A 26,394-nucleotide genomic window follows, 5' to 3' on the forward strand; every position below is an offset into this window, starting at 1 on the left:
GCTCCAGATCCTGGAAAAAGGGCACCGGCCACAGCCGATGCCCTCCTGAATGCAATATACCGGGATTTCTCGGGTTTTCGGCTACTCGGCCGCGGCCCGGCTCCCGCCGATGCCGAGCCCCTCGGCGACCCCGCGCCCGAAATCCTCGTGCACCTTGTACCAATGGGCGATCATCCGCTCCTGGATGGCGCGGGGGCTGTCGCCCATGGAGGTGACGATGTTCTCCACGAGCCGCTTGCGCCCGCCCTCGTCGAGCACTTTGGTCCAGAAGATTTTCGGCTGGCCGTAGAGATCCTCGTCGTCCCCCGGCCAGCCGTAGCGGCCGGCCTCGCCCTTGAGGCGCAGGGGCGGCTCCGCGAAGGACGGATCCTGCACCGGGCCGCCGAAGGAATTCGGCTCGTAATCGACCTGCGCGCCGTGATTGCCGTCGGTGCGCATGGCGCCGTCGCGGTGATAGGTCTGGACGGGGGCGTTCTTGGCCTGGTTCACCGGGATCTGCTGGTAATTGACCCCGAGCCGGTAGCGATGGGCGTCCGCGTAGGAGAGCACGCGGTTCTGCAGCATCTTGTCCGGGGAGAAGCCGATGCCGGGCACCACGTTCGAGGGCTCGAAGGCCGATTGCTCGATCTCGGCGAAGTAGTTGTCCGGGTTCCGGTTCAGCTCCATCTCGCCGATCTCGATCAGCGGGTAGTCGGCATGCGGCCAGACCTTGGTGAGGTCGAAGGGGTTGATGCGGTAGCTGTCGGCCTCGAGCTCCGGCATGAGCTGCACCGAGACCCGCCATTTCGGGAAGTCGCCTGTCTCGATGGCGTGGGAGAGGTCGGCGGAGGAGTAGTCGGGGTCCTTGCCAGCAATCTCGTCAGCCTCATCGGCGGAGAAGTTCTGGATGCCCTGCTTGGTGTGGAAGTGGAACTTCACCCAGTGGCGCTCGCCCTTGTCGTTCCAGAGCGAGAAGGTGTGCGAGCCGTAGCCGTTCATGAAGCGCGCGGATTTCGGGGTGCCGCGGTCGGAATAGAGGAACATCACCTGGTGGATCGCCTCGGGCGAGAGGCTCCAGAAGTCCCAGCGGCGCCAATGCGGCTTCAGATGGGTGCGCGGGTCGCGCTTCTGGGTGCGGATGAAGTCGGAGAACTTGATCGCGTCGCGCACGAAGAAGATCGGCGTGTTGTTGCCGACGAGATCCCAGTTGCCCTCCTCCGTGTAGAACTTGAGGGCGAAGCCGCGGGGGTCGCGGGCGGTGTCGGCCGAGCCGGATTCGCCGCCCACCGTCGAGAAGCGGGCGACCATCGGCACGTCCTTGCCGACCTCGGTCAGCACCTTGGCCCGGGTGTATTCCGCCAGTGATCGGGTGAGGCGGAAGGTGCCGTAGGCGCCGTAGCCCTTGGCATGCACCACCCGCTCCGGGATCCGCTCCCGGTTGAAATGGGCCATCTTCTCGATGAGGTGGTAGTCCTGCATCAGCACCGGGCCGCGCGGGCCGGCGGTGAGGGAATTCTGGTTGTCGGAAACCGGGTTTCCAAAGGCTGTGGTCAGCCGCGGGCTCTGGTCTGCCATCGCGGGTTCCTCCTTGGCTGTCGGCACGATCGTCCTCGCCGGCTCAACGCGCGAAGCGGAGGTTGGAGCCCTTCGAAACTGCGGCGTGGCGCCGCCTTCTTGCGCGGACGACCGACCGGGCCCGGGACCAGCCTCGGGAGGCAGAACCGCGCCCACGTCGGCGCGGGCGCCATCATCCCGGCAAAATTTCGAGAAGACGAAGGATTAAATCGGCAAAACACCTTCGTGTGCCGCAGCACATATTACCGGTATTTGCCCATTATCTTGCTCATATGCCTCATCGTTGGGCAGAGCCTGACAAATACTGGAGCAAGATCTTGCGGCGCTTTCTCTCCTGCCTCTCGCTTGCGCTCGCGGTGCTCGCCACCGCGGCCGTCCCCGCAACATCGCGGCCAGGTGCCGGGAACGAGCGGCCGCGGGCCGCCAAGGCGGCCAAGGTGACCAAGCCGGTGCTGCCGAGGAACGCGGCCCCGCATTGGTCGAGCATCGCGCCCGACCTCGACCGCCTGCCCGCGCCGGGCTCGCCCCGCTCTATCCTCGTCCCCCGCGGCGGGCGGCTGGACGTGGTCCAGGTCCCGGCGGCGCCGAGCTGGCCCGCCGCGTCGCGGAGCACCTGCGAGATCGTCGTGAAGCGCCCGGGCGGCAACCCGACCCAGGACATGACGGGCTCGATCGGCCACGCCAAGAGCCACCAGAGCAATGGAGGCCCGGCCCGCATGCGGGTGTGCTCGAACGGTTACTGAGCCCGCACATCCTCTGAAACAGCCGCGAGCCGGCGCTCTCACGCACGGGCGAGTCCCCCTCGCCCGTGCCGTGCATGGCGCAATGCGGGACCTTCACCCGAAAAAATCCGCTTCACGCGGCATCAAGTTTTTCCAGTCGCCGGACCGACCGACCCCGACCTTTCTCCCAGATGACGAGCCGCGGCCGCTTCGCTACGGTGCCGCCGACATCGCGCGGCACGCGCGGGATTAAGACGAATTCTGGTATACGGAGTCGAGCGGGATGAGCGCCAGCGCGAGCGTCGCGGAGGTCAAGCGCGACAAACCTTGGATCATCCGCACCTATGCCGGTCACTCGACGGCGGCGGAATCCAACAAGCTGTATCGCGGCAACCTCGCCAAGGGCCAGACCGGTCTCTCGGTCGCCTTCGACCTGCCGACCCAGACCGGCTACGACCCCGACCACGAGCTCGCCCGCGGCGAGGTCGGCAAGGTCGGCGTCTCGATCGCCCATCTCGGCGACATGCGGAGCCTGTTCGACCAGATCCCGCTCGCCCAGATGAACACCTCGATGACGATCAACGCCACGGCGCCGTGGCTGCTGTCGCTCTATCTCGCGGTGGCCGAGGAGCAGGGCGCGCCGATCTCGGCCCTGCAGGGCACCACGCAGAACGACATCATCAAGGAGTACCTGTCGCGCGGCACCTACGTGTTCCCGCCCGCGCCCTCGCTCCGGCTCACCAAGGACGTGATCCTGTTCACGACCAAGAACGTGCCGAAGTGGAACCCGATGAACGTCTGCTCCTACCATCTGCAGGAGGCGGGGGCGACGCCGGTCCAAGAGCTGTCCTACGCGCTGGCCATCGCCATCGCCGTGCTCGACACCGTGCGGGCCGACCCCGATTTCGACGAGGCGAGCTTCCCCGACGTCTTCAGCCGGATCTCGTTCTTCGTGAACGCGGGCATGCGGTTCATCACCGAGATCTGCAAGATGCGCGCGTTCAGCGAGCTCTGGGACGAGATCGCCCAGGAGCGCTACGGCATCACCGACCCGAAGAAGCGCATCTTCCGCTACGGCGTGCAGGTGAACTCCCTCGGCCTCACCGAGCAGCAACCCGAGAACAACGTCCACCGCATCCTCATCGAGATGCTGGCGGTGACGCTGTCCAAGCGCGCCCGCGCCCGGGCGGTGCAGCTGCCCGCCTGGAACGAGGCCCTCGGCCTGCCGCGCCCCTGGGACCAGCAATGGTCCATGCGCATGCAGCAGATCCTCGCCTTCGAGACGGACCTGCTCGAATACGACGACATCTTCGACGGCTCGACGGTGATCGAGGCCAAGGTCGAGGCCCTGAAGGAGCAGACCCGGGCCGAGCTGAAACGCATCGCCGAGATCGGCGGCGCGGTGACGGCCGTCGAGGCGGGCGAGCTGAAGCGGGCGCTGGTGGAATCCAACGCCAAGCGCATCTCGGCCATCGAGAAGGGCGATCAGATCGTCGTCGGCGTCAACAAGTGGCAGCAGGGCGAGCCCTCGCCCCTCACCGCCGGCGAGGGCGCGATCTTCACGGTCTCCGAGACGGTGGAGATGGAGGCCGAGGCCCGCATCCGCGAATGGCGCTCGAAGCGCGACGACCGGGCGGTGGGCAAGGCCCTGGACGACCTGGAACAGGCCGCCCGCTCCGGCGCCAACATCATGCCGGTCTCGATCGCCGCGGCGAAGGCGGGCGTCACCACGGGCGAATGGGGCCAGCGCCTGCGCGAGGTCTTCGGCGAGTACCGCGCGCCGACCGGCGTGACCCTGGAGACGGTCACCTCCGGCGCCGCCGAGGAGGCCAAGCTCCTCATCGCCGATCTTGGCGAGCGCCTCGGCGAGACGCCGAAGCTCGTGGTCGGCAAGCCCGGCCTCGACGGCCACTCGAACGGCGCCGAGCAGATCGCCCTGCGCGCCCGCGACGTCGGCTTCGACGTGACCTATGACGGCATCCGCCAGACCCCGGCGGAGATCGTCGCCAAGGCGAAGGAGCGGGGCGCCCACGTGATCGGCCTGTCGATCCTCTCGGGCTCGCATGTGCCCCTGGTGCGCGACGTGAAGGCCAAGCTGCGCGAGGCCGGCCTCGACCACATCCCCGTGGTCGTCGGCGGCATCATCTCGACGGACGACGAGCTGGTGCTCAAGAACATGGGCGTCACCGCCGTCTACACCCCGAAGGACTACGAGCTCGACCAGATCATGGTCGGCCTCGCCAAGGTGGTGGAGCGCGCCCTCGACAAGCGCGCCGCCGACAAGGCGGATGCGGAGGCCGGCGTCCCCGGCGCGCCCAAGCGCAACGAGGGCGCCGGGCAGGTGTTCTGATGCGCCTGCCGTCGCGGTGGCTGCCGCCGCCGCGACCCGCCCCCGGAGGCTGACGCCGCGAAGGCCGGCCGCCGGGACGCTCCCGATCCGGCGCGCGACGCCGGATCGCCCTCCGCCACGGGGCGGGATGTCGCTTGTCTTGCCGTCTCTCCCGGCGCGGCCGGCTCCGCCCCTCGGGGCGCGCCGGCGCGCGGCTGGGCCGAACGGCACGGTCAGTCGGGCAGCAGATGGCGATCGACCTCGGATCCGTTTTCTGGCGCTACACCCACACGCACGACGCCACGGGACGGGTCATCAAGCTCGCCCCCGACGGGCGGATCGTCGGCCAGGAGCACCCGAACGAGTATTTCTGGGCGATCGAAGACGCGACCCTCGTCTTTATGCATCTCGACGGCCGCAGAAGCGTCGAATTCGACCTCCCGGCCGGGACGGAACGTCCGGACACCCTGGCGGGCCGCCTGGTTCTCTGGCCGGATTCCGGCATCGAGACGCGCCTGTCCCGGGAGCCGGGCCTCACCACCCTCACCGTCGAATCCGGCCGCAGACTCGCCGACCGGATCGACCTCATCGCCCCGGCGGTCGAGGTCGCAGCGCCGAAGGCCGCCGGCGAAGGGGCGCGGGACAGCTACGTCGCCAGCGGGATCGATCTGCTGACCTTCCACGACGCGATCGTGCTCAACAAGTACGGCGCCATCGAGAAGGACGGCGCCGTCGTCCGCGAATCCCTGTTCCATTTCCCCTTCTTCATGGACAGGAACCTGCTCAAATTCTCGGAGGCGGAACTCGGCCGCTTCGACGTGGTGCCCACCTTGCGCGCGCGCCGGGCGCTCCACGCCCTGGCCGGGGTGTCCGGCAACCACTTCCACTGGCTTCTCTTCTTCGTCTGCAAGATCGCCCTCTACGGCGAGCTGCCGTCGCGCCGGAAGGACCTCGTCGTCCTGCTGCCCGACTATCTCTGGGAGGCGCAGCGGCAATCCGCCGAGCTGGTGGCGGAGCATTACGGGCTGCCGATCGTGCGGCTCCAGGATGCCGGGGCCGTCTTCGTGGAGGAATTGCTGGCGCCCTTCCAGCAAACCCCGCACGGGATCGACATCCATCCCGCCGCGATGACGGCCTTCGCGATCATCAAGCGGGGCATGGCGGGCCAGGCACCCCCGGGGCCGGAGCGCATCTACGTCACGCGCTCAGATTCCAAGTTTCGGCGCCTGGAGAACGAGGCGGAGATCGAAGGGCTCCTCGCCCGTTTCGGCTTCACGGTGGTCCTGCTCACCGGGCTGTCGCTGGCGCAGCAGGTCGCCCTCTTCGCCCATGCGCGCATCGTGATCGGGCCGCACGGCGCCGGCCTGACCAATCTCGCCTTCTGCGAGGCCGGCACGCGGGTGCTGGAATTCCAGCACCCGGACCATGTCAGCTGGTGCATGAAGCACCTGGCCTACCTCGCTGGGCTCGATTACCGCTTCCTCATGGGCCACGCCTCGATCGAGGACCGCTACCGGATCGACACCGAGGCCCTGTTCGCGATCCTGCGTGATCTCGTCGCCTGAAGCCGGCGGGGCGCGGCCTCAATCGCGTGGGCCCGTCCGCTCCAGCACGTGCACGGAGAACAGCCCCTCCGCGTCGGTCCAGACCTCCGCGGCCGACCAGCCGGCCTCGGCGGCGAGCGCCTGGAAGCCGGCGATCGTGTACTTGTAGCTGTTCTCGGTATGGATCGTCTCGCCCCGCTCGAAGCCGAAGCGGCGGCCGGCGATCTCGACCTGCTGCCGCGTGCGGCTGACGAGATGCATCTCGATGCGCGAGGCCTCGGGGTTGAACAGGGCGCGATGGGCGAACTGCGCCGCGTCGAAGCTTCCGGCGAGCTCCCGGTTGATGCGGGCGAGCAGGTTCAGGTTGAAGGCCGCGGTGACGCCGGCCGCATCGTCATAGGCCGCCTCGAGCACCGCCCGGTCCTTGACGAGATCGACGCCCACGACGAGCCGGGCGCCCTGGCCGAGGATGCGGCCGAAGGTGTCGAGCAGCGCCACTGCCTCCTCCGGCCGGAAATTGCCGATGGTGGAGCCGGGGAAGAAGCCGGCCCGGGGCGCGTCGCCCAGGGAGGCCGGCAGGGCGAAGGGCCGGGTGAAATCGGCCACGACGGGGGCGATCGCGAGCTGGGGGAAATCCCCGCGCAGGGTCTCGGCCTGCTCGCGCAGGAACTCGCCGGAGACATCCACCGGCACATAGGCCGTCAGGTCCTTCATGTGGCGGAGCAGGCGGCGCAGCTTCACCGTCGAGCCGGCGCCGAACTCGACCAGCGCCGCGCCTTTCGGCAGGGCCGCCGCGATCTCGGGGCCGCGCTCGTCGAGGATCTTCAGCTCGGTGCGGGTGGGATAGTATTCCGGCAGCACCGTGATCTTCTCGAACAGGGCCGAGCCGGCGGCGTCGTAGAAGTACTTCGCCGGCAGCTCCTTGCGCGCGGCGCCGAGCCCGTTCCAGACATCGTCCCGGAACAGCCGGTCCTCGGGGGTCTGGGCGAGGGGCTTGGCGTCGTCGAAGCGGGGATGGACGGTCAAGGAAGATCCTCCGGCGGCGAGCGTTCGGGACCCCGGCAGGGCGCCGGGCAGGAAGAAACGTGCGATCTTGGGCAGGTGTTCACGCTCGGTCTTCACGCTCCGGTGGAGCGTGCATCCGAGAGGCGCAGGCCGGTGAACTGCCAGCGCTGGTGCGGGTAGAAGAAGTTGCGGTAGCCGATCCGCGCATGCCCCTCCGGGGTCGCGACCGAGGAGCCGCGCAGCACGTACTGGTTCGACATGAACTTGCCGTTGTACTCGCCGAGCGCGCCGGGAAGCGGGCGATAGCCGGGATAGGGGCCGTAGGCGCTGCGGGTCCATTGCCAGACGCGGCCGAAGGCATCGCCCAGAAGCCCCTCGCGGGCGGCGACCTCCCATTCGGCCTCCGTCGGCAGGTCGCGCCCCGCCCAGCGGGCATAGGCGTCGGCCTCGTAGTAGCTGACATGGGTGACCGGCAGGCCCGGATCGATGGGCCGGAGACCGGCGAGCGTCATGCTCGCCCAGCCGCCCTCGGCCCGGCGCCAGTAGCCCGGCGCCTCCCAGCCCTCGGCCTGGACCTTGAGCCAGCCGTCCGAGAGCCAGAGCTCGGCCCGCGCGTAGCCGCCATCCTCCATGAAGGCGAACCACTGGGCGCTGGTGACGAGGGCCCGGTCGATCGTACCCGGCAGCATCAGGACGTCGTGGCGGGGGGATTCGTTGTCGAAGGCGAAGCCTTCGCCCGCATGCCCGATCTGGGTGATGCCGCAGGGGAGCTCCGCCGTGCCGGGGCGCGCCTCCGCGGCGGGGAAGCGCCAAGCCGCGTCGTAGACGGGGCTCAGCGGGTTCTGGGCGAAGGCGTGCAGGATGTCGGTCAGCAGCAGCTCCTGGTGCTGCTGCTCGTGGTAGAGGCCGATCTCCAGAACGGGGAGGATCGCGTCGAGGGCGGCGGCGGAGGCCTCGCGCAGCAGGGCGTCGACGGCGCGGTCGACATGGGCGCGGTAGGCCGCCACCTCCTCCATCCGCGGACGGGTGATCATGCCCCGCAGGAAGCGCGGCTGCCGCGGCCCGGCCTGCACGTAGTACGAGTTGAACAGGTAATGCAGGCGCTCATCGTAGATGGCGTAGCCGGGCAGGTGCTCCCGCAGCAGGAACTGCTCGAAGAACCAGGTGACATGGGCGCGGTGCCACTTGGTCGGGCTCGCATCCTCCATGGACTGGACCTGCTGGTCCTCGGCCGAGAGCGGCGCCGCCCGCCGCTCGGTCTCCGCCCGCACCGCGTGGAAGGCGGCGATCCAGGCGTCCCGGTCGACGGGCCGGGCCGAGACCTCCGGCGGCGGGAAGGCCCGGGCCCCGGAGGCGGGACGGGAGGAGAAGACCGCTGCGCTCGCTGCCATCGGGAGGACCTCGTTCTCTGAACTTACGGCGCAGGTAGTCCGCGATTTCGCCGCGACAACGCGGAGGGAGCGGCACCGTTCGTCGCGCCCCCCGCGCGCCGGGCCGGCATCCACAGGGTTTGCACGCGGCGAACCGGCGCCGCGGCCTTGATGCGGCCACGGTGAGCCGGCCTTAACCATCGCCCCCCGACACTTCGCCCCGAGGCAGAGACGGGTTACTCGCATGCGGATCGATCTGATGGCCGGAGCGACCTTCGCCGCCGCGTCGCCGGCTTCCCTTCGCGAACCGACGATTCTCGTCTTCGATTCCGGCCTCGGCGGCCTGACCGTGCTGGAGCAGGTGCGGGCGGCCCGGCCGGATGCGCGCACGCTCTATTGCGCGGACGACGCGGCCTTCCCCTACGGCGCCCTCAGCGAGCCGGTGCTGGTGGAGCGCGTCCTCGCGGTGATGGAGCGGCTGCTCGCCCTGCACGCGCCCGATCTCGTGGTGATCGCCTGCAACACCGCCTCGACGGTGGTGCTCCCGGCCCTGCGCCAGCGCTTCGTCACGCCCTTCGTCGGCGTGGTGCCGCCGATCAAGCCCGCCGCCGCCCTCTCGCGCTCGAAGGTGGTGACGCTGCTCGCGACCCCGGGCACCGTGGCCCGCAGCTACACCCGCGACCTCGTCGCCACCTATGCCGGCGATTGCGCCGTCACCCTGGTCGGCGCGCCGAACCTCGCCCGCTACGCGGAGGCCGAGATGGCGGGCGAGCCGGTGGCGGATGCGGCGCTCGCCGCGGAGATCGCCCCCTGCTTCCGCACCCTGGAGGATGGCCGGCGCACGGACGTGATCTGCCTGTCCTGCACCCATTACCCGCTGCTGCTGCCCCGCTTCGAGGCCCTGGCCCCCTGGCTCGTCGGCTGGATCGACCCGGCCCCGGCCATCGCCCGGCGGGTGGTGCAGCTGCTCGGGCCGGGCGAGGCGCGGGACCGGCCGCAGCCGGTCCAGGGTATCTTCACCGGCGGCGCGGGCCTGAACCCGGCCCTCGAACGCAGCCTGGCCCGGCGCGGCCTTGCGGAGATCGGCGTCGAGGTGCTGCCCCTGCGGCGCGCGTGAGGGTCCCTGGCCGGCCTCTGACGCGGCCGGGACCCTCGCCGGTGCAGCCATGCATCGGATCCGGTGGGTCGCCGCACCCCTGCATGGCATTATCCTGCACATGCATCTCCAGACCCATCATCCCTACACCCTCACCGTCGAGCCCTCCCCCAGCCAGGCGCAGCGGTTTCGATGGGAGATCCGGCAGGGGCTGCGGGTGGTCGATTCCTCCAAGGATGTCTGGCCGACGCAGCGCCGGGCCGCGCAGGCGGGCCACGCCGCGCTCTGCGACCTAATCGCCGAGTGGCGGGCACAGCATTAGCCGTCCGCAACCGGCACGATCGTGCCGGTGCGCGGAGGCGAACAATCAACATTGATTGACGCCGCCGCTCTTCTCGTCTAGGAGCGGCCGGTTCGCGGGGCTCCGATCAGGGGCCCCGTGGCATTTTCATACGCACCCGCGAGCGGCCCGAAACCCGCTCTGTCGTCCTTCCGGCGCGAGCCGCGAGGAAAAGGAGGGCGCGTTCCTCAACTCGTTCCAGAGGAACAGCGATGTCCAAACGCGTCCAGGCGAAGCACAAGCTCGATCGCCGCATGGGCCAGAACATCTGGGGCCGCCCGAAGAGCCCCGTCAACCGCCGTGAATACGGCCCCGGCCAGCACGGCCAGCGCCGCAAGGGCAAGATGAGCGACTTCGGCACGCAGCTGCGCGCCAAGCAGAAGCTCAAGGGCTACTACGGCAACATCACCGAGAAGCAGTTCCGCCGTTACTACGCCGAGGCGATCCGCCTGCGCGGCGATTCCGGCGAGAACCTGATCGGCCTGCTCGAGCGCCGGCTCGACGCCGTCGTGTACCGTTCGAAGTTCGTTCCGACCCCGTTCGCGGCGCGTCAGTTCGTCAACCACGGCCACGTCAAGGTGAACGGTCGCCGGGTCAACATCCCGAGCTACCAGGTGAAGGCCGGCGACCTCATCGAGGTCAAGGAAGCCTCCCGCCAGCTCGAGATCGTCGTGGTGGCGAGCCAGCTCGCCGAGCGCGACGTGCCCGACTACATCGAGGTCGATCATTCCAAGATGACCGCCCGCGTCACCCGGATCCCGGGCCTCTCCGAGGTGCCCTATCCGGTGCAGATGGAACCGAACCTGGTCATCGAGTTCTACTCGCGCTGATCCGAAGCTTCCCGCTTCGCCCTCAACGGAAAGGCCGCCCCTCGGGCGGCCTTTCTGCTTTGGGGCACCGGCCTTCGTCCGGCACGAGACGGCCCCGCGCCCGGGCTTAATAAAATCCAGATTCTGTATCTTTGTGAACTATCAATCGCACCGGCAAACCATCACAGTATAACAATCACCGGCTGTAAGATCCTAGGCGCCGGTGCCGGAGAGACTTGTCCTCCCGCCGACAACCGGGCGACCTGATGCCGAGCACGGCCACCACGACCGACAGCCCCGCCCCGGGTCTCCCGACCTACCGGGCCTATTATCTCGACCCGACGGGTTCGATCCGCTCCGTCGTGGTGATCGAGGCGGAGGACGACGAGGTCGCCAAAGTGAAGGCCCAGTCCCTGGTGAACGGCCACGGCGTCGACCTCTGGGAGCGCGCCCGCTTCCTCGCCAGCTTCCCGCCCCTGCTCACCGCCCCGAAGGACGTTTGAGCACCGGATCGGCGGGGGAGCGCAGCCGTTCCGCATGCTCGGCCCGGTCCGCGACGGCCTTTCCTCTCCCCCCGGGAGAGGTGGCCGCGAAGCGGACGGAGAGGGCGGCGCGCTTTCCGGATCGCGCTCAGGTCCCACTCCACCGCGCTGTGCGCGGTCCTCCTCGCCCAGAGGGCGAGGAGAGAGGCCCCGGCTCACCCCCATCGGATCATCCGGACGCGAGGCCAACGCGCAACGAAAAACCCGCCCCGAGGCGATCGGAGCGGGTCGAAGGGAGATCCGGGCCCACGCCGTGGCGCGGGTCGAAAAACCTTACTCGGCGGCGGCGACCTTGGCCGCCTTGGCGGCCTTCTCGGCGCGGTCGGAGCGCTCGACGATACGGGCCGACTTACCGCGGCGGTCGCGCAGGTAGTAGAGCTTGGCGCGGCGGACCTTGCCGCGGCGGGCCACCTTGATCGAATCGATCATCGGCGAATGGACCGGGAAGACGCGCTCGACGCCCTCGCCGTAGGAGATCTTGCGGACGGTGAAGCTCTCGTTGAGGCCGCCGCCGGAACGGGCGATGCAGACGCCCTCATAGGCCTGCACGCGGGTGCGATCGCCTTCCTTGACGCGGACGTTGACGACGACCGTGTCGCCCGGCTCGAAATCCGGAATGGTCTTGTTGAGACGGGCGATCTCTTCCCGCTCGAGCTGCTCGATGATGTTCATGGAAAATCTCCGCCGTTGCGCCCGTCCGGCAAAGGCCGGGCGTCAGGATTTCGGCATCCTGTTGTGAGTTGGCCGGCTCTCTACAGGAACGGGAGCGGCTTGTCGATATGTCCGATCGTCCGTTTCGGACGGGGCGACCCGCCGGGGCGCGCAGGTGTCCCCATCCCGGAACAGGTGTTGGAAACCGCGCACGTCCGCCGCAGGGATCCGACTCTTGCGCGAAGGGCATGGCCGGGTTTCTGAATGAGCGGTGCCATGCGCCGCCGGCACCCTTCCGAAACCGCCGCCCAGCCTTTACCTCTGGGAGACATTCTCCTCCCAAGGAAATGGATCGAAACTTTTCAGGCGCACCGGGTTACCGGGGCGCCTTTTTCTTTGGCCCCGGCGCTACTTCAGCTCCTCGTGCCAGGTGCGGCCGTCGCGCTCGATCAGGGCGATGGAGGCGGTCGGCCCCCAGCTGCCGGCGGAATAGGGGCGCGGCGGCTCGGGCCGGTCGGCCCAGGCCTTGAGCAGCTTGTCCGCCCATTCCCAAGCGGCCTCCACCTCGTCCCGGCGCATGAACAGGGTGGCGTTGCCGCGCACCACGTCCATCAGCAGCCGCTCGTAGGCGTCGGGATAGCGCTGCTTGAAGGTCTCCTCGAAGGAGATGTCGAGATCGGTCGGGCGCAGGCGCATGCCGCCCGGCCCGGGATCCTTGGTCATCACCTCGAGCTTCATGCCCTCCTCCGGCTGGAGGCGGATGACCAGGCGGTTCGGCTCGCGGCCGAAGGATTCGGAAGGGAAGATCGAGAAGGGCGAGGCGCGGAACTGCACCACGATCTCGGAATGCTTCTTGGGCAGGCGCTTGCCGGTGCGCACGTAGAAGGGCACGCCGGCCCAGCGCCAGGAGCGCACCTCGAGCTTGAGGGCGACGAAGGTCTCGGTGCGGCTGGTGGCGGCCTCCGGCCCCAGATCGTCCTGGTAGCCGGCCACCGCCTTCCCGCCCACGGCGCCGGAGACGTATTGCCCACGCACCGTCACCGTCTGCACGTCGGCGGCGGTGATGGGCTTCAGGGCGCGCAGCACCTTCAGCTTCTCATCGCGCACCGAATTGGCGTCGAGGGAGAGCGGGCTCTCCATCGCTGTGAGGCAGAGCAGCTGCAGGATGTGGTTCTGCACCATGTCCCGCAGGGCGCCCGAGGTGTCGTAATAGCCGCCGCGCCCCTCGACGCCCACGGTCTCGGCCACGGTGATCTGGACGTGGTCGATCACGTCGGCGTTCCAGAGCCGGTCGAAGATCGTGTTGGCGAAGCGCAGGGCCAGCAGGTTCTGCACCGTCTCCTTGCCGAGATAGTGGTCGATGCGGAAGATCTGGCTCTCGGGAAAGACGGCGCCGACGGCGTCGTTGATGGCGCGGGCCGATTTCAGGTCCTTGCCGATCGGCTTCTCCAGCACGACGCGGCTCTTCTCGCCGATCAGCCCGAACCGGTCGAGATTCCGGCAGATCGGGCCGTAGAGATCGGGGGAGGTCGCGAGGTAATAGGGCCGGATCCGGTCCGGCTGCTCGTCGAGCAGCGCCTTGAGGTCCGGCCAGCCGTCCTCGCCCAGCGCGTCGATATGGACGTAGCTGAGATGGGCCAGGAAGCCGTCGAGCTTGTCCTCGTCGAGATCGAAGGGCGCGATGAAGCTCTTGAGCGCATCCCGGGCCTTCTCGCGGAAGGCCTCCTCCGTGAGCTCCGTGCGCGAGGCGCCGATGATGCGGCTCGTCTCCGGGATCTGCCCGTCGCGATAGCGGTGATAGAGCGCCGGCAGGAGCTTGCGCTGGGTCAGGTCGCCGGTGGCGCCGAACACCACGTAGTCGAAGGGTGCGACGGGGATGATGGTGGCCAAGGGCTCTTCTCCCGCTTCGTAAGTGCCGAACTTCTATCCCGAACCGATGCGCCGATCCACGCGGCCTGACGCAAGCAAGCCCTCCGCCAGAGCGGGGCCGGGCCGTGTGTTTCCGGCCCCGGCGGGCTTGATGACATGGCCTCCGCCTCGATCGAGCGGCCCCGGTCTCATGGGGGGCGCAACCGTCACGCTCGGGGACGGCCGGGACAGCTCGCGGGAGGGGAAAAGTAACCATCCCGGCGCAACCTGCCGGCACGACCCCTCAGAGGCCGGCGATGTTGCTGCGTCACCACATCCTTCGTCCGGCGCTCCTCGCGCCGCTTCTCCTCGCCGCCGCCGCCGCGGGGGCCGAATCCGCCCGCGAGGGCGCATCGGCGCCGCTGCCGCTCTCCGTGCAGCCCTCCTCGCAGGAGGCGGGCCCGGTCACGCCCCCGGCGGCGCCGCAAGCCGCGCCGGTTCCGGCGGCCGACTCGGCCGCCGCGCCCGCCCGGAAGAGCCGCGAGCTGCCGGCCACGATCTATGCCAAGATCGCCGAGGACCCGCAGCCGAGCTTCACCCCGGCCACCTTCCTCGACACGGTGCGGATGGCCGAGCAGTACCGGGCGCTGGCGGAGGCCGGCGGCTGGAGCAGCCTGCCCGCCGGGCTCGCCCTCAAGCCCGGGGACCGCAACCCGGCCGTGGCGGCCCTGCGCGGCCATCTCGTGATGACCGGCGACCTCGCCGCCGACGCCGTCCATTCGGACCTCTACGACGCGCCGCTGGTGGCCGCGGTGAAATCCTTCCAGACCCGGCACGGGCTGCCCGATTCCGGCATCGTGGCGCGGCTCACGGTCAATGCCCTCAACGTGCCGGCCAGCGTGCGCCACCGGCAGCTCGCCGCCTCCGCCGAGCGGCTGATGGGCTCCACCTTCGCCTTCGGCGAGCGCTACGTGGTGGTCAACATCCCCTCGGCCGCGGTGGAGGCGGTGGAGAAGGGCACGGTGGCCCGCCGCTACGTCGCCGTGGTCGGCTCGCCGGACAAGGCGACCCCGGTCGTGGCAACCCGCATCACCGACATCAATCTCAACCCGAACTGGACCCTGCCCGTCTCGGTGATCAAGAACGAGATCATCCCGACTATGCGCAAGAACCCGGGCTATCTCGCCAAGAACCACATCCGCATCTACGGCCCCGGCGGCGCGGAGGTGGACCCGACCGCGATCGACTGGTCGAGCGAGAAGGCGATCAACTACACGCTGCGCCAGGATCCGGGCTTCGACAATTCGCTCGGCCAGGTCCGCATCGACATGCCGAACAAATACGCGGTCTACATGCACGACACCCCGGCGAAGTCGCTGTTCGCCGGCAATGTCCGCTTCCACTCCCATGGCTGCGTCCGCGTCGGGCAGGTCAAGGAATTCGCGGCCTGGCTGCTCCAGGGCACCGAGGGGCCGAACGGGCCGGGCTCGACCTGGGGGCCGATCGAGATCGAGACCGGCATCGCCACCGGCGAGCGCCGGGACATCAAGCTCACCAAGCCGGTGCCGGTCGCCTTCGTCTACCTGACCGGCTACGCCACCGCGGATGGCCGCGCGCATTTCCGCGACGACATCTACGGGCTCGACAACCCGGCCACCGCCGCCCCCGCCGCCGCGGTTCCGGACGTCGCGACCACCGGCGCGATCGTGCCAAAGCCGGCTCCGAAGCCGGCGCGCCCGGCCTCGGAGCCGGCCTCGAAGCCGCCGGCGCCCAAACCGGCCGTCGAGGCGCGCATGCCGGCCCCGAAACCCGCCGCGAAGCCGCAACCCCTGGAGGCCTCCGCTCCCCCGCGCGAGCAGCCCCCGATCCCGCCGGGCCTCGTCGGCCCCCGGGGCTGACGCACGAAAAAGCCCCGGCGGCGCCTGGCGCCCCGGGGCTGTTTTCAAGGAGATCCGGCCTCAGGCCTTGGACTTCTTGAAGCGCTCGACCCCTTCCAGGATCAGGCGATGGGCCTCGGCCTTGTCGCCCCAGCGCACCACCTTCACCCACTTGCCGGGCTCCAGGTCCTTGTAGTGCTCGAAGAAGTGCTGGATCTGCTGCAGGGTGATGTCCGGCAAGTCCGCATAGTTCTCGATGCGGTCGTAGCGCATGGTCAGGTGGCGCGAGGGCACGGCGATGATCTTCTCGTCCTCGCCGGCATTGTCCTCCATCACCAGCACGCCGACGGGGCGCACGCTGATGATGGCGCCCGGGGCGATCGCCCGTGTATTGGCGACCAGCACGTCGCAGGGATCGCCGTCACCCGACAGGGTGTGCGGGATGAAACCGTAATTCCCCGGATAATGCATCGCCGTATAGAGGAAGCGGTCGACGACCAGGGCGCCGGCATCCTTGTCCATCTCGTACTTGATCGGCTCTCCGCCCAGCGGGACCTCGACGATGATGTTGACGTCCTGCGGCGGATTCTTGCCGATCGAGATGGCATCGATGTTCATGGCTTATCCTGATCTGTCCGGCAGGAGGCCGTCTTTCCGGTCGCGGCTGCCTGCACGGCCCTTCTAGCCGCGCCGTACCGCCAAGGAAATCCGACATTCGACAGGCGGAGCGGCCTGTTACGCCCATGTCCGCACTCTGAACCGTGGGTTCTAAACGAAGATAAAGCCGATCTTCGGCAGGCAGGCGCCAGAGAGGCGCTCGACGGCCTCGGCGCTGCGCAGGCCGCCGAGCCCCTCGTAGAAGGCGATCGCCCGCGGATTGGCGGCGAGGGACCAGACGCCCACCCGCGCGAGCCCGTGATCGATCAGGTCGTTGCGCACCGCACGGAACAGGCGGGTGCCGAGGCCGATCCCCTGATATTCCGGCGTGATGTAGAGTTCGTCGATCTCGCCCTCGGCCCGCAGGGAGCGCTCCCGCGCCCGGCCATAGGCGGCGTAGCCCACGATCGTCTCCCCGAACTCCACCGCCGCGAGCCCGCGGCCGCGCCCGATCATGCCCTTCCAGGCCGTCGGGCCGCGCTTGGCGATGTAGCGCTCCAGAGCCAGGCCGGGGATGACGCCCTGATAGGCCTCCCGCCAGGCTGCATCGAACACGGCCGACAGCATCGCCGCGTCCCCTAGCCGTGCGCGGCGGATGCTGACCGTGGTCGTGCTCATGGAGACGTCCGCTCCCCAATGCGTCGGATGGCGCCATGATGCGCGCAAATCCGGGCGCGGGGCAACGGGGGATCGGCGGCGCCGAAGCGTCTCCCGCGTCGCAGCAGAAGAGGCTCGCCTCTGGCGCCCGTGGCGCCGCGTTGTCGCCCATCCGAACGGCTGCTAGAGCGGCGCGGGGCAGCATCCGGCCCCGGAGCGGCGATCGAGCCGGAGCATCGTGTTCAACCGTTTCCTCAAGCCCGAGACCCGCTACGCGCGCCGCATGGCCCGCATCGCCCGGTTCGAGCAGCCCATCGAAGGCCCGCTTGCCCGCGCCCGGGCCTGGGCGAACATGCTGCTCGTCGATCACGGCGTGTTCCGCCTAGCCTATCTCAACCGGCATCTCGTCGGCACCGGCCTCGTCTGGCGCTCGGCCCAGCCCTCGCCGCACCAGCTCGCCTGGTTCAAGCGCAAGGGCGTGCGCACGATCATCTCCCTGCGCGGGGGCCGCGAGCATGGCTCCTGGCCGCTGCAGCGCGAGGCCTGCGAGCGTCAGGGCCTGAAGCTCGTCGAGTTCGTCCTGCGCTCCCGGGAGGCGCCCTCCCGCGAGACGGTGCTCGCCGCCAAGGCCTTCTTCGAAGGCATCGAGTACCCGGCGGTGATGCATTGCAAGTCCGGCGCGGACCGGGCCGGTCTCGCCGCCGCCCTGTTCCTGATCCTGCACGAGGGCCGACCCGTGCGGGAAGCCGCGCGCCAGCTCTCCCCCCGCTACGGCCACTGGCGTTTCGCCAAGACCGGGATCCTCGACGCCTTCTTCGCCCGCTACCTTGCCGAGGGCGAGCCCGCCGGCCGCAGCTTCCTGGAATGGGTGGAGCACGATTACGATCCCGAAGCCCTCAAGCGCGAGTTCCGCTGGGGCTTCTGGTCGGACCTCGTCGTCGACCGCCTGATCCGGCGGGAATAGCCGGATGAGCACGGGCTTGATCAGGGGCGCCGTGGCCTGGCTGCTGCCCGGGCGCCGGCCCGCGGAGGCGCTGTCCGGCCCAGGGCCGCGCATCGCGGTGATCGGCAATTGCCAGGCGGAGGGCGTGGCCTTGTCCGTGGCGACGCTGCTGCCGGGGGCCCAGGTCCGCCTGTTCGGCCTTGCCGGCCTGCGGGCGCGGCGGGGCGGCCTGGAGACGCTGGTCGGGGAGCTGCGGGCCTTCGATCATGTCTTCGTGCAGGCCCTCGAACCGGGCAGCCTGCCCGGCAGCGGCCCGCAGGCCCTATGTGAGGCCCTGCCGGCGGCCCGGCTCTATCCCTCGATCGTGTTCTCCGCCTTCCATCCCGACGCGATCTATGTCGGGGCCGCGGGAGGCCGGCTGGTCCCCTCCCCGCTCCACACCTACCATTCGGCGATCGTGCTGTTCGGCTTCCTGCGCGGGCTCACGCCCGGGCGGGTCGCCGCCCTGTTCCGGCGCGACGTGATGGTGCGGCTCGGCTATTTCGCCGCCTGGGACTCCTGCGCCTCCGACCTCGTCCGGGCGAGCCGCGCGGTCGGCTTCGATCTCTCCGGGGAGATCGCCCGCTGGGCCCGGCGTGGCGTGTTCATGCGCAACATCAACCATCCGAGCATCGGCGTGCTCGGCGAGGTGGCGGCGCGGCTGCTGCGGGAGGCGGGCTTCCAGCCGGCCGACATCGATGTGGGCGACTACGTGCCCGATCCGCTCCTCGACGGAGTCGTCTGGCCGGTCTATCCGCCCATCGCCGAATTCTATGGGGTCGCAGGCTCCACCCTGTTCAAGGGACGCCGCCCGTCGGGCGGCATGGCCCCCAGCTACGACCTCGACCGCCTCATCGCGGAGAGTTTCGCGCTCTACGAGACGACGGCCCGCGCGCAGCTGCGCTGCCACCGCACCGACTTGTGGGACGGCATCCCGGAGATCCGGGCCCTCTTCGACGGGGGCGCCTGAGCGAAAGCCGCTCAGGCCTCGTCGGCGGCGGCGCGCTTGCCGGGACGGGAAGCGGGAGCGTCCTCACCGCCGGAGCGGCGGGCGAGTTGGGCGAGCGCCGTCATCTCGCGGAACCAGGTCCGCACGGGCCGGGCCGGAGTGCCCCCCCAGCGCGCCCCCGGAGGCACGTCGCGGTTCACGTTCGAGGAGCCGGCGATCTGGGCACCCATGCCGATGCGCAGATGGCCGACCACGCCGACCTGGCCTCCGAGCACGACGTAATCCTCCAGCGTGGTCGAGCCGGAGATGCCGACGCCGGAGACGATCACGCAATGGCGACCGATCACCACGTTGTGGGCGATCTGGACGAGGTTGTCGATCTTGGTGCCCTCACCGATCACCGTGTCGCGGCTGGCGCCCCGGTCGATCGTGGTGTTGGCGCCGATCTCGACATCGTCCTGGATGATGACGCGGCCGACCTGTGGCACCTTGAGATGGCCGCCGGCACCCATGGCGAAGCCGAACCCGTCCTGGCCGACGCGCACGCCCGGATGCAGGATGACCCGGTTGCCGACGAGCGCGTGGGAGAGGGTGACGCCAGCGCCGATCGAGGAATCCCGCCCGACCCGGACATTGGGGCCGATCACGGCATTGGCCGCGACCACGCTGCCGGAACCGATCTCCGCGCCCGGTCCGATCACCGCCCCTGGATCGACGCGCACGCCGTCCTCGAGCCGCGCCTCGGGATGCACATGAGCTCCCGGAGAGATGCCGGCGGCGGCAAACAGCGAACCCGGCCGCATCGCATCGGGATGCAGGCGGGCGAGCAGCTTGGCGTAGTGGCGATAGGGATCGGCCGCGACAAGAGCGATCGTCGTCTCGGGCACCCGGGCGGCGAAGCGCGGCGAGACTAGGCAGACACCGGCACGCGTCCGGGCGAGAGCCTCGGCGTAGCGCGCGTTGTCCATATAGGCGAGGTCTTCGGGGCCAGCGCTCTCGAGGGGCGCACAAGCGACGAAGGCGCGGGACGGATCCGCGCCTTCGGGAAGGGTGAGACCCGTGACGGCGGACACCTCTGCGAGGGTCAGGCCGGGTTCGGGCGCGAAGAAGACGGGATCGGTCATGAAGCCATAACGCGCCGCCCGGGGATCGGGCGGCGCGTCGTTTCCGTCAGAAGCGCGAGCCGCCGGAGAAGCGGAAGGCCTGGATCTGATCCTTGCCCACGCGCCCGAAGGTCGTCTGGATGCCTTCGTCCTTGGTGAGGGCGTAGGCGTAGTCGAAGCGGATCGGGCCGAGGGGCGAGTTCCACAGGATGGAGGCACCGACCGAGGAACGGATGGTCGGCTTGTCGTGCACGTTCACGCACTCGGGCTCGACCTTGATCGCGTTCGAACCGAAGCTCGTGTAGTTGCAGAGGCCACCCGGGGCGATGCCGTTGATGAAGCCGTCGCCATTCACGTCGAAGGAGCGGCTGCCGGAGTACCCGAACAGCGTACCCGCATCGGCGAAGACCGCGCCCTTCAGGCCGAGATCCTTCGGGATGCCCCAGATCGGGAACTGAATCTCGAGGGTGCCGCCGAAGTAGGTCGTGCCGCCGATGGCGTTGGAGCGGGCATCGGCGATGCCGACGTCGCGCGGGCCGAGGCCGTTCGGGGCGAAGCCGCGCACCAGCGACGGGCCCATGAAGAACTGGTCGGTGATCCGCAGCGGGTTGCCGTCGAGCGCGGTGATGTGACCGCCCTGGATGCGGACGAAGCCGACCACGTCCTCCCAGAGTTCCTTGTAGTAGCGGGCATCGCCCGTCACCCGGAAGAACTTGGAGTCGCCGCCGAGGCCGGCGATATCGGGCTTCAACTCGCCGTAGAAGCCGTTGGTCGGCCGCTGCAGGTTGTCGAGGGTCGAGTAGGCGAGCGTCACGCCGGCGAGCGAGGTCAGGGTCGAGCCCTGCGAGCCCTTGAGCGCGATCGAGGCCTCGCCGTCGAAGGCGCAGTTCGGATAGGCGGGCAGGCCGCCGACGTTGCGACCCGAGACCGGATCGATCGTGCCCGCCGGGTTCAGCTGGGTGTAGCCGGGGATCGGGATCGAGCAGTCGTTGAAGGGCCGCTTGATCGTGTTCGGGACCTTCAGCTCGGTGTTGTACAGCGAGTAGCGGAAGGTGACGCCGAATTCCTGGGTGATCGGCAGGCCGACGCGGAGCTGGCCGCCATAGACCGTGGTCTCGTAGCGCGAGTACCGGGTCAGGTCCGAGTACTTGTAGAAGGCGTCGAAGCCGGCCGCGAGACGGTAGCCGAGGAAGTACGGCTCGGTGAAGGAGAAGTCGAAGCCCTTGGCGTACTGGCCGCCCTGGGCGGCGACACGCACGTACTGCCCGCGTCCGAGGAAGTTGGATTCGGAGACGGAGACTTCGCCGATGATGCCGTCCTGGGTGGAGTAGCCGCCGGCCACCGAGAACGAGCCCGTGGGCTGATCCTCGACGTCGATGTTGACCACCACCCGGTCCGGCGCCGAGCCCGGCTCGTTGGAGAAGCGCACCTTCTTGAAGAAGCCCAGACCGTTCAGGCGGCGCTCGGCCCGGTCGACCAGAACGCGGTTGTAGGCGTCGCCCTCGCCCAGATCGAGCTCGCGCCGGATCACGTAGTCCCGGGTCCGGGTGTTGCCGCGGATGTTGATCCGCTCGATGTAGACCCGCGGGCCGTCCTCGACCACGAAGCCCAGCGACACCTTGTGGGTGGCCCGGTCGCGCTGGCCCGTCGGCCGCACCTGGGCGAAGGGGTAGCCCTGGCGGTTGACCTCGTTGGTCACCCCCACCAGCGTCTTCTCCACGTCCTCGGCGTTGTAGACGTCGCCGACCTGGGCGCGCACCTCGCCGTCCAGCGCGCCGGTATCGACCCCCGGAACCCGGGCATCCACCGCGACCGCGCCGACCGTGTACTGCTCGCCCTCGTCCACCGTGACGGTGATGACCCAGCCGGCATCCTCCGGCGTCTCGACGTAGCGCGCATCGGCGTTGACGATGCGGAAGTCGGCATAGCCGTTCTTGAGGTAGTAGCGCCGGATGATGTCCAGGTCGTTGGCGATGCGGTCGGGATCGTAGACGTCCGAGGTCTTGATGAACGACAGGAAGTTCATCTCGGAGGAGGTCATCATCCCGCGCAGGGTCGACTCCGAGTAGGCGTTGTTGCCCACGAAGTGGATCTCGCGGATGCCGGTCTTGTCGCCTTCCTCGATCTGGTAGACCACGTCGGTCCGCCCGTTCGGAAGGTCCACCAGACGGTAGCTCACCCGCGCCGTCCCACGACCCGAACGCTTGTAAACGTCACGGATCCGATCAACGTCGGCGGCGATCACGGCCTGGCTCAGCGGGCCACGATCCTTGGCCTCGACCACACCCTCGAGCGTCGCCTTCTCGATCTTCTTGTTGCCCTCGAAGACCACGCGGCCGATCACGCTGTTCTCACGCACCCGCACGACCGTGGTGCCGCCGCGGGCCGAGACCTGCACGTCCGAGAAGAGGCCGGTGGAGAGAAGGTTGCGGCGCGCCTCCTCGGGCGAGCCCGAGGCAGTTCCCGTCACGTAAGAACGAATGGTGTCGGAGTCGACGCGGCGATTGCCCTCGACGACGATCTGCTGCGCCTGAGCGGCGACGCCGCCGAGAATCACGCCAGCGGCGGCGGTGGCGACCAAGACGATGGTCCGCTCCGCCGACTTGCGCCGGCGCTTCCCCGTCATCGACATCATGTATTCGCCCGTCTCTTTTATTATCAGCACGGGTTCGCACCCGCAGACGAGCGTCCATCGGACGCCCACCCTCTGGTCCCAGCCACGCTTCTATCGAGTTTCCCCTCGTTAGCAAACGTGAACGGGGGATCGACCTGTCGGGATTTTGGGGGTCGTGGCCTTCGCGCCACTTAACGGACGATGGCAGACTCGAAGCATCGTCGATTAAGGTGAATAGGGCGTAAATACGGCTACGCCCACGGCTTTTTCGAATAGCCGCGGGCGCGCGCAACGCTTTGTTCACCCTCGATCCAGGCGGAGCCGCGACCCCGCCCGCCGGGTCGGCTCAGGTGCCGCGGCCGCTCCAGGAAGCCCCCAGATTGAGGATGTCGTTCCAGGCCGCGAACAGCATCAGCATGATGACGAAGGCCAGCCCGATGCGGAAACCGATCTCCTGCGCGCGCTCGCTCAAGGGTTTCCCGCGCACGGCCTCGAAGGCGTAGAACAGGAGGTGGCCGCCATCGAGCAGCGGGATCGGGAAGAGGTTGAGCAGGCCGATCGAGACGGAGAGCAGCGCGGTGAGGCCGATCAGGCCACCGACGCCGCCGACCCGGGCGACCTCGCCCGAGACCCGGGCGATGCCGATCGGACCGGAGAGCTGATCGGCGGATTCCCGCCCGGTGACCAGCTTGCCGATGTAGCTGAAGGTGCGGTCCACCACGAAGACGGTCTCGTGGACGCCGAACGTCACGGATTCGAGCGCGCCGTAATGGACGAGCTTGGCCGCGCCGGCATTGGGGCCGTTGATGCCCAGGCGACCGATGCGGTGGCGGCCGAAGGGCGTGCGCTCCTCGAAGGTGTCGGGCACGGCGGTCAGCGTCTCACGGCCGCCGTCGCGCTCCACCACCACGGACAGGCTCGACCCGGCGCTGCTCGCCACGATGCGCTGCATCTGCGCGAAGCTGCCGATCGCCTCGCCGTCGATGGCGCGGATCACGTCGCCGCCCTTGAAGCCGGCCCGCTCGGCGGCGCTGCCCGGCTGCACGGCCTCGACCCGGGCCGGCGTCTCGTAGCGGCCATTCACGTAGATCGCGCCGGAGAACAGCACGATGGCGAGGATGAAATTGGCGATCGGCCCGGCGGCGACGATGGCGGCCCGCTTGTGCACGGGCTGGGTCGGGAAGCTGATCCTGCGCTCGTGGTCGCTCATGCGGGCCACGGCCTCGGCATCGGGCACGCTGGCGCCGTTGGCATCGCCCACGAACTTCACGTAGCCGCCCAGGGGGATCGCGGAGAGCTTCCAGCGGGTGCCGCGGCGATCGTTGAAGCCGGCGATCTCGGGACCGAAGCCGATGGAGAAGGCGTTGACGCCGACGCCACACCAGCGCCCGACCAGGAAATGCCCCATCTCGTGCACGAACACGACGACGGTGAGCACGATCAGGAAAGGGATGACCGAGCCGAAGAAGCTCTCGGCCGTGCCGCCCATGGCGGAAAGGAAGTCCATCTGAGTCTCCCGAGGCCCTTCGGCCCCCGTTCTTCTCGACCGCTCCGCGCTGAGATCGGCGTCCCCCTCCACGAGGGCAAGCACGTCGCGTCCCGCGGATGGTCGCACGGCCCGTCGCGCGAGGCGAGCCTTTAATCCCGACCGTCTTGCCCCGGAAACCGAAGCCGGAGCGAGGCGGCAGGGGCTTGTTGCGCCGAACGCCGGCGGGGTCTCACTCCGCCGCCGCGGCGGCGGGGAGGGCCTGGGACGCCCAGGCGCGCACATGCGCATCGATGGCGAGCGCGGCCTCCACGTCGGCGGGGGCCGCGCGGTATTCGGCCGCGAAATGCGTGCAGGCCCGCTCCACCAGTTCGGCGATGCCGTAGAAGGGAATCGCGCCGCGGATGAAGGCCGCGACCGCGATCTCGTTGGCCGCGTTCATCACGGTCGGCGCGCCGCCCCCCTCGGCCAGCGCGGCCCGGGCGATGCGCAGGCAGGGGAAACGGGCCTCGTCCGCCGGCTCGAAGGTGAGGCTGCCGGTCGCGGCGAGATCGAGATTGCGCCCCCGCTCGATGGTCAGGCGGTCGCCGAGGCCGAGGCAATGGGCGATCGGCACGCGCATGTCGGGCATGGCGAGCCCGGCGGTCACCGCGCCGTCGCGCCAGTAGACCAAGCCGTGCACGATCGATTGCGGATGCACGATCACGTCGAGGCGGTCGGCGGAGAGCGCGAACAGGTGATGCGCCTCGATCAGCTCCAGCCCCTTGTTCATCAGGGAGGCGGAATCGATGTTGATCTTCATGCCCATCGACCAGGTCGGATGGGCAGCGGCCTGATCCGGCGTCGCCGCGGCGATGCGCTCCCGCGTCCAGGTGCGGAACGGGCCGCCCGAGGCGGTGATCGTCATCTTGGCCACGTCGTCGATGCGGCCGTCGCCCAGGGCCTGGGCCAGGGCGTTGTGCTCGGAATCCACCGGCAGCAGGGTCGCGCCGTAGCGCTTGGCGTCGCGCATGAAGGCGTCGCCGGCGCAGACCAGGCTCTCCTTGTTGGCGAGCGCCACCGTGCGGCCGAGCTTCAGCGCCGCGCAGGTCGGCTTGAGGCCGGCCGCGCCGCTCACTGCGGCGACGACGATATCCGCGTCGCGGGCCACCGCTTCCAGCACCGCCCCCTCGCCCGCCCCGTGGGGGATGCCCGAGCCCGCCAGGGCCTCGGCCAGGGCCGGGCCGGCGGATTCGTCGGCGAGGGCGGCGAAATCGGCCTTCAGCTCCCGGGCGAGCGCGCCGAGGGCGGCGGCGTCGCGACCGCCGACCAGGGCGCCGACGCGGAAGCGCCCGGCATGCTGGCGCAGGAGATCGGTGGTGGAACGACCGATGGAGCCGGTGGCGCCGAGGACGGTGACGGTGAGGCTCACGGGAGACATCCTGAAGTTTCGTCGGCGGGCATCATCAAGCACCCGAAATCAGACGGCAGCGAGGCGCCGCGCCAGGAGCGCGAGGCCGGCGAGGAGGGCGACCGCGAAGAAGCCGTCCAGGCGGTCCATGATGCCGCCATGGCCGGGGATGGTGTGCCCGGAATCCTTGACCCCGTAGCGACGCTTCAGGGCGGATTCGAACAGGTCGCCTCCCTGGCTGAGGACGGAGGCGAGGGCGCTGACGAGCGCCACGGCGAGAAGCGGGAGGCGCCCGAACAGATCCGGGCTGCCCTCGCGGGCCGCGAGAACGACGCCGAGCCCGGCGAGAGTGCCCGCCAGAAGCCCGCCGACCGCCCCCGACCAGGTCTTGTTGGGGCTCACCCGCGGCATCAGCTTGGGGCCGCCCAGGAGGCGGCCGGCGAAATAGGCGGCGATGTCCGTCGACCAGACCACGGCGAAGATCCAGGCCGGCCCGACGAGGCCGATGGCCGGGTCCTCGCGCAGGGCCGTCGGCACGAGCACGACGACCGAGGCCGCGGCGAAGCCGAGCACGGCATGGAGCCGGCCGGTCGCCCCCCGCGCGGCGACCGCCAGGATCGCGACCGCCAGGGCCGCGATGGCGGCCGCTACGGGCAGCGGCAGACGGGCGAGGAGCGCCACGCAGAGACCGACGAGGCCGGCGGCGGTGACGATCCCGAGAAGCCGCGTCGGCGCCGTACGGCTCATGACGAGCCATTCGCCCGCGCCGAGGATGCCCGCGGCGAGCCAGATCGCCGCGAAGGGCCAGCCACCGACGAGGAGCGCCGCCAGCACCAGAGCCGCGAGCACCACGCCGGAGACGGCCCGCAACGCGAACTCACGGGTGGCGAAAGGCATGCGCCGCGCGCCCGCGGGCGTCGGCGCAGAGC

The 26,394-nt window shown here is 69.5% G+C and carries 22 protein-coding genes; 10 read left to right on the forward strand and 12 right to left on the reverse strand.

What is annotated here, in order from left to right; all coding sequences use genetic code 11:
• Positions 1-81: 81 nt before the first annotated feature.
• Complete coding sequence (locus MFF21_RS06230) at positions 82-1,554, reverse strand: catalase (RefSeq protein ID WP_238310346.1); 1,473 nt, start codon at positions 1,552-1,554, stop codon at positions 82-84.
• Positions 1,555-1,871: 317 nt separating this feature from the next.
• Here MFF21_RS06230 and MFF21_RS06235 point away from each other — a divergent pair, with 317 nt between their 5' ends.
• The 3 genes from MFF21_RS06235 (at position 1,872) to MFF21_RS06245 (ending at position 6,170) form a co-directional block, all read left to right on the forward strand.
• Positions 1,872-2,297, forward strand: coding sequence for a hypothetical protein (locus MFF21_RS06235; RefSeq protein WP_238310347.1), 426 nt, complete (start codon positions 1,872-1,874; stop codon positions 2,295-2,297).
• A gap of 262 nt (positions 2,298-2,559) precedes the next feature.
• Positions 2,560-4,626 (forward strand): ethylmalonyl-CoA mutase, encoded by a 2,067-nt coding sequence (locus tag MFF21_RS06240; RefSeq protein ID WP_238310348.1) that lies wholly within the window; start codon positions 2,560-2,562, stop codon positions 4,624-4,626.
• 227 nt (positions 4,627-4,853) lie between these two features.
• Positions 4,854-6,170, forward strand: a complete 1,317-nt coding sequence (locus MFF21_RS06245) for a glycosyltransferase family 61 protein (protein ID WP_238310349.1) — start codon at positions 4,854-4,856, stop codon at positions 6,168-6,170.
• A gap of 18 nt (positions 6,171-6,188) precedes the next feature.
• Here MFF21_RS06245 and egtD read toward each other — a convergent pair whose 3' ends face one another.
• Together egtD and egtB are read right to left on the reverse strand one after the other, a co-directional pair.
• On the reverse strand, positions 6,189-7,175 hold the full coding sequence (egtD, locus tag MFF21_RS06250; RefSeq protein ID WP_238310350.1) for an L-histidine N(alpha)-methyltransferase: 987 nt from the start codon (positions 7,173-7,175) through the stop codon (positions 6,189-6,191).
• A 92-nt stretch (positions 7,176-7,267) separates the two neighbouring features.
• A complete protein-coding gene (egtB, locus tag MFF21_RS06255; protein ID WP_238310351.1) occupies positions 7,268-8,545 on the reverse strand; it encodes an ergothioneine biosynthesis protein EgtB in 1,278 nt (425 codons plus the stop codon).
• A 223-nt stretch (positions 8,546-8,768) separates the two neighbouring features.
• Here egtB and murI point away from each other — a divergent pair, with 223 nt between their 5' ends.
• From murI to MFF21_RS06275, 4 genes are all read left to right on the forward strand, one after another.
• Positions 8,769-9,641 (forward strand): glutamate racemase, encoded by an 873-nt coding sequence (murI, locus tag MFF21_RS06260; protein ID WP_238310352.1) that lies wholly within the window; start codon positions 8,769-8,771, stop codon positions 9,639-9,641.
• A 49-nt stretch (positions 9,642-9,690) separates the two neighbouring features.
• Positions 9,691-9,942, forward strand: coding sequence for a hypothetical protein (locus MFF21_RS06265; RefSeq protein ID WP_238310353.1), 252 nt, complete (start codon positions 9,691-9,693; stop codon positions 9,940-9,942).
• Positions 9,943-10,172: 230 nt separating this feature from the next.
• Positions 10,173-10,790, forward strand: coding sequence for a 30S ribosomal protein S4 (rpsD, locus tag MFF21_RS06270; RefSeq protein ID WP_238310354.1), 618 nt, complete (start codon positions 10,173-10,175; stop codon positions 10,788-10,790).
• 245 nt (positions 10,791-11,035) lie between these two features.
• The gene (locus MFF21_RS06275) at positions 11,036-11,272 is read left to right on the forward strand and encodes a hypothetical protein (RefSeq protein ID WP_238310355.1); all 237 of its coding nucleotides are present in this window, start codon (positions 11,036-11,038) and stop codon (positions 11,270-11,272) included.
• Positions 11,273-11,584: 312 nt separating this feature from the next.
• Here the strand turns inward: MFF21_RS06275 and rplS are convergent, their stop codons facing one another.
• A complete protein-coding gene (rplS, locus tag MFF21_RS06280; RefSeq protein ID WP_238310356.1) occupies positions 11,585-11,983 on the reverse strand; it encodes a 50S ribosomal protein L19 in 399 nt (132 codons plus the stop codon).
• Positions 11,984-12,370: 387 nt separating this feature from the next.
• Positions 12,371-13,852, reverse strand: a complete 1,482-nt coding sequence (gene zwf / locus MFF21_RS06285; RefSeq protein WP_238310357.1) for a glucose-6-phosphate dehydrogenase — start codon at positions 13,850-13,852, stop codon at positions 12,371-12,373.
• Positions 13,853-14,127: 275 nt separating this feature from the next.
• On the opposite strand from zwf, the gene MFF21_RS06290 reads away from it, so the two are divergent.
• The gene (locus tag MFF21_RS06290) at positions 14,128-15,708 is read left to right on the forward strand and encodes a L,D-transpeptidase family protein (RefSeq protein WP_238310358.1); all 1,581 of its coding nucleotides are present in this window, start codon (positions 14,128-14,130) and stop codon (positions 15,706-15,708) included.
• Positions 15,709-15,768: 60 nt separating this feature from the next.
• On the opposite strand, the gene ppa is transcribed toward MFF21_RS06290, so the two are convergent.
• A complete protein-coding gene (gene ppa / locus MFF21_RS06295; protein WP_238310359.1) occupies positions 15,769-16,305 on the reverse strand; it encodes an inorganic diphosphatase in 537 nt (178 codons plus the stop codon).
• Positions 16,306-16,455: 150 nt separating this feature from the next.
• Positions 16,456-16,962: a GNAT family N-acetyltransferase gene (locus MFF21_RS06300; protein ID WP_238310360.1), complete on the reverse strand. Its 507-nt coding sequence runs from the start codon at positions 16,960-16,962 to the stop codon at positions 16,456-16,458.
• Between the two features lie 217 nt (positions 16,963-17,179).
• Here MFF21_RS06300 and MFF21_RS06305 point away from each other — a divergent pair, with 217 nt between their 5' ends.
• Positions 17,180-17,905, forward strand: coding sequence for a fused DSP-PTPase phosphatase/NAD kinase-like protein (locus MFF21_RS06305; protein ID WP_238310361.1), 726 nt, complete (start codon positions 17,180-17,182; stop codon positions 17,903-17,905).
• A 4-nt stretch (positions 17,906-17,909) separates the two neighbouring features.
• Entirely contained in the window at positions 17,910-18,893 is a 984-nt protein-coding gene (locus MFF21_RS06310; RefSeq protein WP_238310362.1) for a WcbI family polysaccharide biosynthesis putative acetyltransferase, read from the forward strand.
• A gap of 11 nt (positions 18,894-18,904) precedes the next feature.
• Here the strand turns inward: MFF21_RS06310 and lpxD are convergent, their stop codons facing one another.
• The 5 genes from lpxD to MFF21_RS06335 all read right to left on the reverse strand — a co-directional run bounded on the left by lpxD (position 18,905) and on the right by MFF21_RS06335 (position 26,362).
• Complete coding sequence (gene lpxD, locus MFF21_RS06315; RefSeq protein ID WP_238310363.1) at positions 18,905-19,996, reverse strand: UDP-3-O-(3-hydroxymyristoyl)glucosamine N-acyltransferase; 1,092 nt, start codon at positions 19,994-19,996, stop codon at positions 18,905-18,907.
• Positions 19,997-20,042: 46 nt separating this feature from the next.
• A complete protein-coding gene (gene bamA / locus MFF21_RS06320) occupies positions 20,043-22,610 on the reverse strand; it encodes an outer membrane protein assembly factor BamA (protein WP_238310364.1) in 2,568 nt (855 codons plus the stop codon).
• A 325-nt stretch (positions 22,611-22,935) separates the two neighbouring features.
• On the reverse strand, positions 22,936-24,096 hold the full coding sequence (gene rseP / locus MFF21_RS06325; RefSeq protein ID WP_238310365.1) for an RIP metalloprotease RseP: 1,161 nt from the start codon (positions 24,094-24,096) through the stop codon (positions 22,936-22,938).
• A gap of 211 nt (positions 24,097-24,307) precedes the next feature.
• Positions 24,308-25,486: a 1-deoxy-D-xylulose-5-phosphate reductoisomerase gene (gene dxr / locus MFF21_RS06330; RefSeq protein ID WP_238310366.1), complete on the reverse strand. Its 1,179-nt coding sequence runs from the start codon at positions 25,484-25,486 to the stop codon at positions 24,308-24,310.
• Between the two features lie 48 nt (positions 25,487-25,534).
• Positions 25,535-26,362 (reverse strand): phosphatidate cytidylyltransferase, encoded by an 828-nt coding sequence (locus MFF21_RS06335; protein WP_373324944.1) that lies wholly within the window; start codon positions 26,360-26,362, stop codon positions 25,535-25,537.
• Between the last annotated feature and the right edge of the window lie 32 nt (positions 26,363-26,394).

This window comes from Methylobacterium organophilum (genome assembly GCF_022179465.1).
Lineage (GTDB): Bacteria > Pseudomonadota > Alphaproteobacteria > Rhizobiales > Beijerinckiaceae > Methylobacterium > Methylobacterium organophilum.